The organism is Mycobacterium sp. D16R24 (genome assembly GCF_002013385.1).
Classification (GTDB): Bacteria; Actinomycetota; Actinomycetes; order Mycobacteriales; family Mycobacteriaceae; genus Mycobacterium.
The window spans coordinates 85,566-98,941 of the sequence record NZ_MAEV01000024.1; the positions used below are offsets into that span (position 1 = coordinate 85,566).

General features: G+C 64.6%; 14 protein-coding genes. 9 read left to right on the forward strand and 5 right to left on the reverse strand.

What is annotated here, in order from left to right:
• Window positions 1–28 precede the first annotated feature (28 nt).
• From B4383_RS20550 to B4383_RS27250, 4 genes are all read left to right on the forward strand, one after another.
• Window positions 29–1,237, forward strand: coding sequence for a YbhN family protein (locus tag B4383_RS20550; RefSeq protein WP_078293004.1), 1,209 nt, complete (start codon window positions 29–31; stop codon window positions 1,235–1,237).
• Window positions 1,238–1,293: 56 nt separating this feature from the next.
• Window positions 1,294–1,833, forward strand: a complete 540-nt coding sequence (locus tag B4383_RS20555) for a YceI family protein (RefSeq protein WP_078293003.1) — start codon at window positions 1,294–1,296, stop codon at window positions 1,831–1,833.
• Window positions 1,834–1,863: 30 nt separating this feature from the next.
• Window positions 1,864–2,265 (forward strand): DUF3054 domain-containing protein, encoded by a 402-nt coding sequence (locus B4383_RS20560; RefSeq protein ID WP_078293002.1) that lies wholly within the window; start codon window positions 1,864–1,866, stop codon window positions 2,263–2,265.
• A 78-nt stretch (window positions 2,266–2,343) separates the two neighbouring features.
• Window positions 2,344–2,469, forward strand: coding sequence for a hypothetical protein (locus B4383_RS27250; RefSeq protein WP_286143914.1), 126 nt, complete (start codon window positions 2,344–2,346; stop codon window positions 2,467–2,469).
• Between the two features lie 84 nt (window positions 2,470–2,553).
• Here the strand turns inward: B4383_RS27250 and B4383_RS20565 are convergent, their stop codons facing one another.
• Window positions 2,554–3,300, reverse strand: a complete 747-nt coding sequence (locus B4383_RS20565) for a hemophore-related protein (RefSeq protein WP_078293001.1) — start codon at window positions 3,298–3,300, stop codon at window positions 2,554–2,556.
• A 353-nt stretch (window positions 3,301–3,653) separates the two neighbouring features.
• On the opposite strand from B4383_RS20565, the gene B4383_RS20570 reads away from it, so the two are divergent.
• The 3 genes from B4383_RS20570 (at window position 3,654) to B4383_RS20580 (ending at window position 7,513) form a co-directional block, all read left to right on the forward strand.
• Entirely contained in the window at window positions 3,654–6,437 is a 2,784-nt protein-coding gene (locus B4383_RS20570) for an MMPL family transporter (RefSeq protein WP_078293000.1), read from the forward strand.
• Window positions 6,434–6,964, forward strand: coding sequence for a helix-turn-helix transcriptional regulator (locus B4383_RS20575; RefSeq protein ID WP_078292999.1), 531 nt, complete (start codon window positions 6,434–6,436; stop codon window positions 6,962–6,964). Before B4383_RS20570 ends, B4383_RS20575 begins: the two co-directional genes overlap by 4 nt.
• Window positions 6,965–7,063: 99 nt before the next feature.
• Window positions 7,064–7,513: a CD225/dispanin family protein gene (locus tag B4383_RS20580; protein WP_078292998.1), complete on the forward strand. Its 450-nt coding sequence runs from the start codon at window positions 7,064–7,066 to the stop codon at window positions 7,511–7,513.
• Here B4383_RS20580 and B4383_RS20585 read toward each other — a convergent pair whose 3' ends face one another.
• The gene (locus B4383_RS20585) at window positions 7,514–8,749 is read right to left on the reverse strand and encodes a GNAT family N-acetyltransferase (protein ID WP_078292997.1); all 1,236 of its coding nucleotides are present in this window, start codon (window positions 8,747–8,749) and stop codon (window positions 7,514–7,516) included.
• A 79-nt stretch (window positions 8,750–8,828) separates the two neighbouring features.
• On the opposite strand from B4383_RS20585, the gene B4383_RS20590 reads away from it, so the two are divergent.
• Window positions 8,829–9,248, forward strand: a complete 420-nt coding sequence (locus B4383_RS20590; RefSeq protein WP_078292996.1) for a CoA-binding protein — start codon at window positions 8,829–8,831, stop codon at window positions 9,246–9,248.
• On the opposite strand, the gene B4383_RS20595 is transcribed toward B4383_RS20590, so the two are convergent.
• A complete protein-coding gene (locus tag B4383_RS20595) occupies window positions 9,245–9,958 on the reverse strand; it encodes a hypothetical protein (protein ID WP_078292995.1) in 714 nt (237 codons plus the stop codon). The two genes, B4383_RS20590 and B4383_RS20595, sit on opposite strands and share 4 nt — an antisense overlap.
• Window positions 9,955–10,437: a hypothetical protein gene (locus B4383_RS20600; RefSeq protein ID WP_078293069.1), complete on the reverse strand. Its 483-nt coding sequence runs from the start codon at window positions 10,435–10,437 to the stop codon at window positions 9,955–9,957. Before B4383_RS20600 ends, B4383_RS20595 begins: the two co-directional genes overlap by 4 nt.
• Window positions 10,438–10,560: 123 nt before the next feature.
• Between B4383_RS20600 and B4383_RS20605 the strand changes: the two genes are divergently transcribed.
• Window positions 10,561–12,543, forward strand: coding sequence for a M13 family metallopeptidase (locus B4383_RS20605; protein ID WP_078292994.1), 1,983 nt, complete (start codon window positions 10,561–10,563; stop codon window positions 12,541–12,543).
• Between the two features lie 62 nt (window positions 12,544–12,605).
• On the opposite strand, the gene B4383_RS20610 is transcribed toward B4383_RS20605, so the two are convergent.
• On the reverse strand, window positions 12,606–13,376 hold a 771-nt coding region (locus tag B4383_RS20610; protein WP_286154552.1), incomplete at its 5' end, for a L,D-transpeptidase family protein.

Sequence of the window (13,376 nt, forward strand, 5' to 3'; positions counted from 1 at the left end):
GAAGTGGCCAGTCCGCGCCGTTACTGTGATGCCCGTGCCCGATGACCGTGACCCACTCGACGGCGGCTGTACGCCCACCGAAGGAAGCGGTCCGGCCTCGTGCCCGGACGACGATCCTGAAGCGGATACCGCACCCCAACCCGTCATCAAGCAACGGGGAAAGTACTGGTGGATCCGCTGGGCGGTCCTCGTGGTCCTCGCCATCGTGCTCGCGGTGGAGATCGGATTCGTCTCCGACCAGCTGGCATCGGCCTGGCGCAGCCTCAAGACCGCCAACCCGTGGTGGGTGCTTGCGGCGGCCTTCGCGGCGATGGCCTCGATGCACAGCTTCGCGCAGATCCAGCGGACGCTGCTGCGTTCAGCGGGCGTGAAGATACGCCAGTGGCGCTCTGAGGCCGCTTTCTACGCCGGGAACGCGTTGAGCACCACGTTGCCCGGCGGACCCGTGCTCTCGGCCACCTTTATCTATCGGCAGCAGCGACTCTGGGGTGCCACCCCGGTCGTGGCGTCTTGGCAGTTGGTGATGTCCGGGGTGCTGCAGGCGGTGGGTTTGGCGATCCTGGGACTGGGCGGTGCATTCCTGTTGGGCGCCAAGACCAACCCGTTCTCGCTGATTTTCAGCATCGGCGGGTTGCTGGCCATCTTGCTCCTGGCGCAGGCGGTCGCATCGCGGCCCGAGATGCTCGACGGCATCGGTGTGCGAGTTCTTCGCTGGGTCAACGATCTACGCGGCAAGCCGCCGATGATGGGGGTGGCGCGCTGGCGCGAGATCCTCAAGCAGATGGAAGCGGTGACGCTGACCCGACGTGCCCTCGGCGAGGCATTCGGCTGGTCACTGTTCAACTGGATCGCCGATGTGGCCTGCCTGGCCTTCGCGGCCTATGCCGTGGGCAGTCGGCCCTCACTGGTCGGCGTCATGGTCGCTTACGCCGCGGCCCGTGCCGCCGGCTCGCTTCCGCTCATGCCCGGTGGCCTACTGGTGGTGGAGGCCCTTCTGGTTCCCGGCCTGGTGTCCTCGGGGATGACGCTGCCCGACGCGATCTCCGCCATGCTCATCTACCGCGCGGTCAGCTGGATCTTCATCTCCGCGATCGGCTGGGTCATTTTCTTCTTCCTCTTCCGCAACGAGAGCCAGATCGACCCCGACGCCACTCCGAACCCCGCCAAGCAGCCCGAACCCGAGGCCAACGCCCCGTCTGACGACCCGCCAAAAAATTCTTCCGATCCCCCGAAATAAAGCGGACCATAGTCCGGTTGGCACGAATGTCTCACCCCCAACTTTGAGGAGCATTCATGACCACCACCGCCCCCGTTCTCGCCGCCGGAACCTGGACCATCGACCCGGTTCACTCGGATATCACCTTCTCCGTACGCCATCTGGGCGTCTCGAAGGTTCGCGGCTCGTTTACCGACTTCAGCGGTGAAATCACCGTCTCCGAAGACGGCACACCCTCGGTGTCGGCCACCATCGACGTGACCTCGGTAAGCACCCGCAACGACCAGCGCGACGGTCACCTGCGCTCGGCCGACTTCTTCGACACCGAGAACCACCCCACCGCCACCTACCGGTCCACTTCGGTCCGTGCGGACGGTGACGACTACATCGTCGACGGTGAACTGACCCTGCACGGTGTCACCGAGCCGGTCTCGCTGAAGCTCACCCTGGAGGGCGTTGGTCCCGGAGCACAGGGCGGCAGCGTCGCGGGCTTTGAGGCCAGCACCGAGGTCAACCGCAGCGACTTCGGCGTCACCGGCGGAGCCGGATTGGTCGGCGAGAAGGTCACGCTGACCTTCAACATCGAAGCCGGTCACCCGGAGGCACCCTCCAACTGATCTCCGCGCGGCACCGGCTACGGTCGGGGAATGCCGAGCGTGCAACAGAATTCGTCACCCCAGACGCCGGTGACATCCGTACTGCTTTCACTCGTACTGGATGTCATCGGCGTCGTGGTCTTCTGCACCATCGGCCGCCGCAGCCATGCTGAGGGCATCACGCTGGTCGGTGTGTGGGAGACGGCGTGGCCGTTTCTGTCCGGGGCCGGTATCGGCTGGCTGCTGAGCCGGGGATGGTCGCGCCCGACATCGGTGACCCGCACCGGGGTCGCGGTGTGGGTCTGCACCGTCTTGTTCGGGATGATCCTGCGCCGGCTGAGTAATCAAGGCGTGGCGTTCAGCTTTGCCATCGTCGCGTCCGTAGTGACCGCGGTGTTCCTGCTGGGGTGGCGGGTCATCGCAAACCGGCTGATCAATACGACCGATCGCTAGTCAAAAAACGGCGGCACTGCCGTCAGGATCTCGTCAACGCGCTTGGGTAACCACCCAAGGTCCGCGCAAGCTGGCTGCATGGAAGGTTTCGCCGCCGTGCTGGTGCCCCTCGCCGGCTACGCCGCAGTACTGCTCTCTGTGCGGTACCTCAACCGTCACGACGATGTCGCCCCAACGGCAGGCTCAGACGCCCTGACACACTAGCCCCACAACGCAGAATGTGCGGGTTCCGGTGAAATCTGGATCGATCTCACCGGAACCGGCACATTCGATGGTGCGTATGTGTCCTTAGACGCGCGGACCGGGCGCGGGGCCCGTGCCCACCGGGCCAGCCGGAGCGGGAGCGGTGACAGCGGGCGCCGGTCCGGGCGCGGGCCCGGGTCCCTGCGGGAAGGTAGCAGCCGGCGCCTGGTTCTGGATGGCAGACTGCACGGCCGGGTTCTGCACGAGAGCCTGCGCGGCCGGGTTCTGCGCCACCTGCTGTGCCGCCGGGTTCTGCGACAGCGCGGTCAGCAGCGCGGGGTTGACGCCCATCGCGGCCGGGTTCAGTCCGCCACCGTTGACCACCTGGGCCAGGTCCAGCGGGAGACCGCACTTGGTGCGCAGGTCATTGAGCGGTGCGGCGATGCCACCCAGCGAACCGGCCACATCGGGCCGCGACACCAGGTAACTCTGCGTCTTGGCGGCGATCTGGTCCTGCGGGGCCGCCTTGATCTCGGTGAAGGCCGCATCGACGTCCGGATGCTGCTCCAGGTAACCCGCCGCGTTCTGCACCACGTTGCCGACGGTCTTGGTCATCTTGCTGGCCTGGCATCCGTCCGGTGTGGGTGTGGCCGGAGTCACCGTCGCCGCAGCGGGTGCGGCGGCGTTCGGGGCGGGTGCCGGCGCGACGGGAGCTACTGGGGCCGGGGCGGGAGTCGGGGGGACTGGTTCGGCCGCGGCAATCGGTGCCAAGGCGCTCATCGCGAGCCCGCCAGCGAGAACACCTGCGCTCAGCAAGCCGTAGGCCGTGCGCCGCGAGGTTGTGGCTGACATGACATTCCTCCTACTTGTTTGGGGGATTACAGCCAACGTATCGAAATTCGGCGCCATTTCGAAACACGGACGCGCGTAGTCACCAGAAGGTTACCGAGTCTTTATCGTCGGCCAGATTCTGAATTTCACGATCCTATTTTTCGTCCAACACAACGTTGCCAGGGAGCCTGAAAGGCACGTCCAGCCACCACTCGTTTTTCGCCAAGGCAGGTTGTTAGTAAACGTGTCATCGCAGGTTGCCGGGATATATACAGACAGGGGGCACGGTTAGTCGCGTTGCTGTAGCATCACGACCACGCCACAGGAGACTGCGTGCGTCACACCGAACGACAGGAACCATCGTGCAGTCAGTCATGATGCGCACCAGCGACTACCTTCGCAGGTATCGATGGTTGACGGTCGCTGTCTGGCTGATTCTTATTATCTCGGCGGTGGGCTTGGTGGCCGGCCAGGGCGAAAGACTCACCGGAGGTGGTTTCGAGGTCGCCGGGTCACAGTCGCTCACGGTGCACGACGCGATGGAGACCGGGTTCCGCGAGCACGGAGCTTCGCCGCTGGCGCTGGTCGCCGCGCCACGTCCCGATGCGACCGTCGCCGACATGGCCGCCGCCGTCGATTACCTCAAGCAGGTGGCGGCGCAGATCCCTCAGGTTTCGGTCGAGCCCCTTCCCGCGCAGCTGACCCCGCAACCGGACCGCCCGTTCGTCGTCACCCTGCGCATCGGGTTCGACAACTCCGGTGCGACCGACATCGCCAAGGAGCTCCGCAAGAAGATAGGTGTGCACGGGGGTAAGCCCGGGCAGATCGCCGGCGGCCGGGTATCTCTCTATGTCATCGGCCAAGGCGCGCTGGGTGCCGCGATGACCGAACAGATCGCCGGGGACATCAAAAAGGCCGAGAAGTGGAACATCCCGGTCATCCTCATTGTGCTGATCGCAGCGTTCGGCTCCCTCGCCGCGGCCTCCCTGCCCTTGCTCTTGGGCCTGTGCACAGTGGTGCTCAGCGTCGCGATCGTCCTCGCGCTGTCCAACATCACCACTATTTCGGTGTTCGCACTGCCGACAGTCACCATGATCGGCCTCGCCGTCGCGGTGGACTATTCGCTTTTCATCCTCATGCGGTACCGCGAGGAGCTGAACTCCGGGAAGAACAAACAAGAGGCCATCGCCGGGGCCATGGCCACCTCGGGCCTCACCGTCACGTTCTCCGGCCTGACGGTGATTGCCGCCCTCGCCGGGATCTACCTCATCGGCACCCCCGCGCTGGCGTCGATGGCCTCCGGCGCCATCATCGTCGTCGCCATCGCCGTCCTCACCTCCACCACACTGATGCCCGCTCTGCTCGCCATCTTCGGCAAGGCTGCAGCCAACCAGTCCCGGCTTTTGCGCGTCTCACCGCTGCGCAAGCATTCAATTCCATTCTGGCGCAAGTGGACCCAAGAGGTTATGCGCAGGCCATGGCTCTCCGCGCTGGGCGCCTCGATCTTCCTACTCGCGCTCGCTGCACCGAGCCTGCAGATGCAGGTCTCCAATAGCATGCTTCGCCAATTCGATTCGTCCCATGAGATCCGCCGGGGCATCGACGCTGCCGCCGTCGCCATGGGTCCGGGTGCGCTCGGACCGGTACAAATACTGCTCACCTTCGACGGCGAAAACGGCAATGCGCAGGATCCCCAGCACGCACAGGCCCTCCAGACAGCCAAGGAAACGATCGCGCAGGCCCCCAATATCGCGCGGGTCTCGGATCCCATCTTCTCCACGGGCGGACATGACGCGCTGGTCTCGGCCGTGCTGTCGGTGGACCCCGAAGCGACTGCCGCGCGCGAGACCGTCAGCTGGCTACGTGCGAATGTGCCCGATGCGCTCAAGGATTCGGGGGCCGATATCAACATCGGCGGGCCGACGGCCTTGCTGTTCGACTACGACAACCGGGTCGAACACTCCCTGTTAGGCGTGTTCGCGTTCGTCTGCGTACTCGCCTTCGTGATGCTGCTGGCCACGCTGCGCTCACCGGTGCTGGCGCTCAAGGGTGTGGTGATGACGGTGCTCTCCGTCGCCGCCGCCTACGGCAGTCTGGTGATCGTCTTCCAATGGGGATGGCTGGAATTCCTGGGCTTCCATAAGGCCAATATCGACAGCAGCATCCCGCCGTTGGCTCTCGCACTGACCTTCGGTCTCACCATGGATTATGAGATCTTCCTGCTGGCACGCGTGCGCGAGCGGTATCTACGGACCGGCGATTGCGCCGACGCGGTCTCATTCGGCGTGCGCACGAGCGCGCGCACCATCACCAGCGCGGCGCTGATCATGATCGCGGTGTTCATCGGATTCGCGTTCGCCGGAATGCCGTTGGTCGCGCAACTGGGCGTCGCGTGTGCGGTGGCCATCGCGGTCGACGCCACGGTGGTGCGCTTGGTGCTGGTACCGGCGCTGATGGCGATGTTCGACCGGCGCAATTGGTGGCTGCCCGGCTGGCTGGATCGGGTGCTTCCGACCGTGGACTTCGAAACCCCCTGTGTCGATGAGCTTCCGGGTCCGCATACCGAGAGTGCGCTGCGACTTCAAGGATCCGGACTCGAGGAACCGCGCATCGACTATCACGCCATCGCTGTCTCGGCGGCCCGACTCAAGCGTCTCGCCGACGGCGGCACTGTCACCGCCCCCGACACGCAGTCGGTGCTCGTGGACCGCTGGCGTGACAACTTGACTGTGGCCCTGGAAGCCTTGCAGGCCGGCAAAAGCGGAACGGACTGCGACACAGTCGGAATGCCCGGCCCCCTATCTCGGCTGACACCGGTCGAAACCACGCAGGTGAAGCTGCCGACGGGACAGAAGTGTGCTGTACCGACCGACGCCGAAGCGCTGCGTATGCAGGGGCTGTTGTTGATGCGCCGCAATGCCGAACGTGATTACACCGAGTTCGCCCGGCTCGCTTCGCTGATGGAGCCGCGGACGGCAGCGAAGGTCCTCGCGGGGATCGATCAGCATTACTGTGTACAGTCCAATCAGAGGTGGGTTTCTAGCCAGCTGGTGCGCAGGCTCGCTGACCCGAAACCCGGCGACGGAGCGATGGAATGCCCCACGGTGCGCAGGCAGTGCCTGTCCGTGGCGGTGGCGATGTTGGAGGATGCGAGGTGACGGTCACGAGCGACGCTCCAGCCGTCTCACCCGACGTGCCCGACGAGCCTTCGGGTTCCGGTGACACCAACTCCAGTTCTGCGGAGAACGTCCAGCCGGGGCGCAGTGACAAGCCGGTAACCCACTGGACCACCTCCGAGATCCTCGATGCCCTGCAAAGCGGCGACCTGTCCGATTGGCAGGCGATCGTCTACGCGCTCAAACGCGATCCCTTCGGACGCACTGCACGCCAGGTGGAAGAAGTGGTGGGCTCCGACGAGCTTTACGGCATTTCGACCGTGCTGCAGGAAGTCCTCACCCGGGCCCGCGACAACCTTGCCGAAGCCGAACAGCGAGAAGCGGCCAACGAGATCAACCTGCTGTTCGAGGCCTCAGGTCTGCGTGAAGCCGAGTTTGCTTCCCGCATAGGTGTTTCAAGTGGCGAGCTCTCCGCATACCTGACGGGCACGACCAGCCCATCGGTTGCGATGCTGGTTCGGATGCGCAGGGTAGCCCGACGGTTCGGGCGCACCCGCCCCCGCGGATGACAATTGCGCCGGTCCGGGTACCTGCGTAACCAATGTCAGTTCCCTGAGAGCTATCCGATCGATATGGCAGCCCGCCTGAATTCGGCCTAACCTCGTGCCATGACCGACGAGACGAAATCTGACGAACCCACGGGCGCGATTTCAGCGCCCACGCACACGCCCCCGCCCGCACCGACCGCCCCCGCCGGTGCACCGAAGCCCCCGCCCACCAATGTCGGCTGGGCAGTCGCGGCCGTTATCTTCTTCTGGCCGTTGGCCTTCAGCGCATTCACCAACGCGCTGAACGTCACCCAGTTCTGGCTCACCGGCCAATTCGACCGAGCTCAAGAATCCTCGGACCGCGCCAAGCTCCTCGGCAAGATCGCCCTGCTGACCGGCCTGGTGCTGTTGTTCCTGTTCATCGCCGTCCGCGTCGCATGCGCCATCTGGTGGCACACGCACGGCGGTGGCGGCGGTGGCTGGGGCCACCACGGCGGCTGGCACCGCACCTGGGATGACGACGGGTGGAACGGCCCAGGCCCCATGGGCCGTCCCGGTCGCGACAACTAGCTAGAAGTCGTCGGGTGCACTGGGTGCAACAGGCCAGCCAAACGCAATGGCGGCCCGTTGCACCGCACCTGCCCTCAGCTCGGTAACCAGGCCGGCTCTGGCCAGCGCCTGCAGGCTCACCCCGCCCATGTAGACGGATCCGAGGTCGCGCACGGTCAGCGCGATATCGGCTTCCTCCGTGGTGATTTCGCAGCTCGCATCGGCCAGACTGCCGCGCAGACGGTAGCGTCCCGAATTCTCCGGCAGGAATTCATCGGTTACCTCCAGCACCACGTCCACCTCGGCGGAGTACCGCCGCTGTGACAGCGCCGCCGGAATGTCGACCAGCCTCACCTGGATCGCATCGCTCACCGCGCACTCCAGCGCCGAATGGTTGGCTACCAAGTAGCGCAGCTCCTCATGTACCGACGCGCCGTGATACTTGATCTTGCGGACCAGATCCATATCCAGCAGATAGCGCCATGTCCGGGCGTAGGCGCGCGGATTGGTGCCCAGCACCTCTTGCACGTGCAACTCGGCGTCGGGCCCGGCGTCACCCCACCCCGGCCTCGGCCGATAGATGCCGAATCCGCTGACTGTTCCGTCTGATTCGTAGTGCAGGACGAAGCGGATCTTGCCGGATTCTTTCTGGCGTTCCTCGTTATCAAGAGTCCAGGAAGCCCACCACTCGGAGGTCCGGGACATTTGGCCGGGCAGTTCCGCGATGGCGTCGTCGTAGACGGTGGGCGCCGACGCCAGGAAGGTTTCAGCGTCTACCTCTTCCAGGGTGCCGTCGCCCAGATCCACATCTGGCCGGAAGGCCAGCTCCTTGACCCGGCCGGACAAATCCGCGGCCTCCGTCGCGACTCCATAGCCAAATCGGCCGTAGATCAACGCTTCCGAGGCGAACAGCATGGCGACGGCCTCGCCGCGCGAGCGGACGTCCTCCAGCTGATGACGCATCATCGCGGTCAACAGACCTCGACGGCGATGCGTCGGCGACACCGTGACCGCGGTGATGGCGGCCACCGGTACGACCGTTCCACCCGGTAGCACCACCTGACGACTGAAGGCCCCCGCTGTCGAGACCCACCTCTTCCCGTTGTGGAATCCGATCATCCGATCCAATTCGGTGAACTTGCGGTGGGCCTCGATCTCGTCCTTCTGCAGGTCCTGCAGAAACACCGAGTACGACGAGGACATGAACGACTCGTAGTCGTCCTCACTGTGGATAGTGCGTAGGGTCAGGTCAGACACATACCCATGTCTACCGTGCCATGCCAAGACCTGTCACTTGAGTTTTCGGTGTGCTGCGCGTGACCAGAAAGGAACCGCGGTGTGGACTGCCCCCGATGACGCGGCAATCGCCCAGATACTGCGCGAAACCAAGACCATTGCCATCGTAGGAGTTTCGGCCAATCCCGACCGGCCTAGTCACGGTGTCTATCGCTATCTGGCAACACACAGCCCCTACCGAATCTTCCTGGTGAATCCGACCATCTCCGAACTCGACGGCGAGGCTGTCTATCCGAGTCTTGAGGCACTGCCGGAGACACCCGACCTGGTCGATGTGTTCCGCCGCCGCGAAGAATTGGCGGGCATCACTCAACAGGCCATCGACATCGGCGCGCGTACCTTGTGGTTCCAGCTCGATCTCGTCGACGTCGACGCCGCGAACAGGGCAACCGATGCCGGGCTGCAGGTCGTCATGGACCGCTGCACCGAAATCGAATTCGCGCGCATCGGTTCGCGTTAGCCCGTAGCGGGCGCAGCGCCGATCCGATCGATCGGCGCGATGTTGTCCACGAGCCAGGAGCCGTCGCGCTTGGCGAGCGTCATCCGCAGCGCCAGCACCGACTCCTCGGGTTGCGTCTTGGCCGCGACGCTGGTGCGTCGCACCAGCGCGGCCGTCACAGCGTCTTCGGGTCCGAGGGCCTCGATGCCGACTGAGATGATCTCACTCTGCTGCGAGATTCCCTTGGCCTTCAGTTCGGCGGTGGCCCGGTCGAAGTCACGCGTGAAGGATTGCCGCTGCCCCTCTGTCATGTGTTCGATGGCCTTGTGCACGTAAGAGTCCGGGCTTCCCGGGGAGAAATTCACCACCGCCTCGGCCACCGCCGTCACGACATCGGTCACGGCCGAACGGTCCGCGTTCCCTTCCCAGTCGGGCACCGTCCAATGCCGGTATCCCACCACCGCGACGGCCAACATCGAGACCGTGGTTAGAGCGACAACTGCGGTGCGCAGCGCAGGGCCATCGTCGTCCGTGCCGACGGTGACCGAATCCCGCCTCGCCAGATAGCCATTCACCGCCACTCCCTGGACGATGAGCATGCACGAAGCCGTACACACCACCACCCACCACGTGGGCCAGCCCAGGATCACACCGAGCTCGACGATCGCCAGCACCGTCGCCAACGGCGCCAGCAGGTCAAAAAGAATGACCCGCAATACATTCCGGCTCATCGGAGCAGCTCCAGACCGGTTACCAGTAGCTGGTCTTCGATTTTCGACACCGCGAGCCGCAGGTGCCACTGGTTGACCTTCGGGGACGCTTTGGCATCCCGCGTCACCGAGGTGGCCACCACCATGACGCGGTCAACCCGCTCCACTGACGGCAGACCGATATCTTCGCCCGGAATCTTTGCGCCGCTCCTGTCGATGACCACTGAATCGATCTCCCCGGCCGCATCGGCGTCGACGGTCCGCGCGAGCTTCACGACACCCGCGATCATCTCCGCCAGATGATCGCTGAGCTGCCCGGCGGTACCGTCCTGCAGTATCTGCATACTGGAATCGACATTGCTCTTCTTCATGTTGATCAGGGCGTTCACCCAGGTCACAGCGGTGTCGAGGACATGGGAGTCATAGCGGTCGCGGGCCTCCTGGCTACGATGCCCGGTGATCACGAGGACTGAAAGCACCAGGGCGACAACCGCGATCACACCAAGAACCGCCGACAGCACGCCGTACCGAGAGAAGACGGGTCCATCCCCACTGCCAAGGCTGCGTACCGGGTCGTCTTCGCTCACGGGCCTCACCCTAGCGACCCGTGCCACCATGGACGGGTGACGACTGAATCCGCGCTGCCAAAATCCGGTATTGACCTGAGCCACCGCGACGAATCCATCCGCCCGCAGGATGACCTGTTCGGCCACGTCAACGGTCGCTGGCTCACCGAATACTCCATTCCGGCCGACCGTGCCGTCGACGGCGCGTTCCGGACTCTGTTCGACCGCGCCGAGGAGCAGGTCCGCGGGATCATCACCGAAGCGAGCGAAGCGGGTGCGGCCGAAGGGACCGAGTCACAGAAGATCGGCGACTTGTTCGCGAGCTTCATGGACGCCAAAACGGTCGCGGCGGTCGGTTTGGCACCGCTGCACCAGGAGCTGGACGGGATCGCCTCGGCGCCCAACGCCACCGCGCTGGCGGCCGTCATGGGCGCCTTGCAGCGGGCCGGCGCGGGCAGCGGGGTGGGCTGCTACGTGGACACGGACGCCAAAGATTCCTCGCGCTACCTCCTGCACATCAGCCAGTCCGGCCTCGGCCTCCCCGATGAGTCCTACTACCGCGAGGAGCAGCACGCGGCAACGCGAGACGCCTACCGCGCCCACATCGCCGCCATGTTCGCGCTGGTCTACGGCGATGGTGACCACACCGACACCGCCGACCGGATCCTCGCGCTGGAGACCAAAATTGCGGCAGCGCACTGGGATGTGGTGAAGCGACGCGACGCCGAGCTGAGCTACAACCTGATGAAGTTCGCCGACCTGGAGCACACCGCACCCGGGTTCGACTGGGCCGGATGGATATCCGGACTGGGGGCCACCACCGGCCAAGTCACCGAATTGGTGGTGCGACAGCCCGACTACCTGACCGCATTCGCCGGCCTGTGGGCCTCGGAGCCGTTGAGCGACTGGAAGCAATGGGCAAGCTGGCGGCTCATCTGTGCCCGCGCGGCGTACCTCACCGAACCGCTGGTGGCCGAGAACTTCGATTTCTACGGACGCACGCTGTCGGGTACCGAGCAGATCCGCGACCGGTGGAAGCGCGGTGTCGCGGTGGTCGAGTCGCTACTCGGCGAGGCCGTGGGCAAGCTGTATGTCGAGCGCCACTTCCCGCCGAATGCCAAGGCCCGCATGGAAATTCTCGTCGACAACCTGCGCGAAGCGTATCGGGTCAGCATCGCCGACCTGGAGTGGATGACACCGGAGACGCGCGAGCGAGCCCTGCAGAAACTCGATAAGTTCACCCCGAAAATCGGCTACCCGGCAGCATGGCGTGACTACTCGATGATCGCCATCCGTCGCGACGATCTGCTGGGAAATGTCCGGCGCGCCACGGCAGCGGAGTGCGATCGAGGTCTGGCCAAGCTTGCGGGCCCGGTCGATCGCGGCGAATGGTTCATGACCCCCCAGACGGTAAACGCCTACTACAACCCGGGCATGAACGAGATCGTCTTTCCCGCAGCGATTCTGCAACCGCCATTCTTCGACGCGGATGCCGACGACGCCGCCAACTACGGCGGCATCGGGGCCGTCATCGGTCACGAGATAGGGCACGGATTCGACGATCAGGGCTCCAAGTACGACGGCGACGGCAACCTGGTCAACTGGTGGACCGACACCGACCGCGACGAGTTCGGTACGCGCACAAACGCGTTGATCAAACAGTACGACGAGTTCGTACCCCGCGAGCTGTCCGATCAGCACGTGAACGGCGCGTTTACCGTGGGTGAGAACATCGGCGATCTGGGTGGTCTCTCGATTGCACTACTGGCCTACGAGATCTCCCTCGGCGGCAACCCGGCTCCCGTCATCGATGGGCTTACCGGTGCGCAGCGAGTGTTCTACGGCTGGGCGCAAGTGTGGCGGACTAAAGCCCGCGAGGCAGAGGCGATCCGGCGCCTGTCGGTGGATCCGCACTCACCACCGGAGTTCCGGTGCAATGGCGTGGTGCGCAACATCGACGCGTTCTACGAGGCCTTCGAGCTGAGCGCCGACGACGAGCTGTTCCTAGAAGCCGATCAGCGCGTACGCATCTGGTCCTGACCTCCCCGACGAGAAAGCCCCCGGCCAATGACCGGGGGCTTTCTCGTATGACGCCGGAGAATCTAGAAGCGCTGCCAGTCGTCGTAACCGTCGTAGTCCTTGTACGGACCACCGGGCGAGTTCTTCACGATCACCGGGTCACCGGGGTGGGACTGGTTGAAGTACCAGGTGGCGTTGTCGGTGCTCAGGTTGATGCATCCGTGGCTCACATCGCGCTTACCCTGATCGCCGACCGACCACGGCGCGGCGTGGACGAAGATGCCGGAGTTGGACAACCGGGTGGCCCAGAACACGTCGAGCTTGTAGCCCTCGGGCGAGTTCGTCGGCACCCCATAGGTTGACGAGTCCATCACCATCTTCTGGAACTTCTCGCTGACGTAGTACGTGCCGTTCTTGGTCTCGTGCTTCTTGTCGTGCTTACCCATCGACATGGGCATGGTGCGCTCGACGACACCGTTGCGCGTGACCGTCATGGTGAAGGTCGCATCGTCGACCGTCGACACGAAGGCATCACCGACCTTGAAGCTCCACCTGGTTCCACCCGCATTCACGTTCACATCGGTGTTCGCAGGCCAGAACTGCGTGGGCTTCCAGCGCAGCTGCTGATCGGTGTACCAGTAGAAGTATCCGGGCACAGACTTCGAGGTCGTGATCTTCACGGCGGCCTCGGCGGCCTTCTTGTCCGTCACCGGAGCGGCGAAGACAATCGTCACGGGCTGGGCTACGCCGACAACGTCACCGTTATTGGGCGAGTTCTTCAGCAACCCCACCGGCAATGGCGGCACATCGCCCGTCGGAGGCGCCCCGGGAGGCGGTGTGGTCGGGGGCGGCGG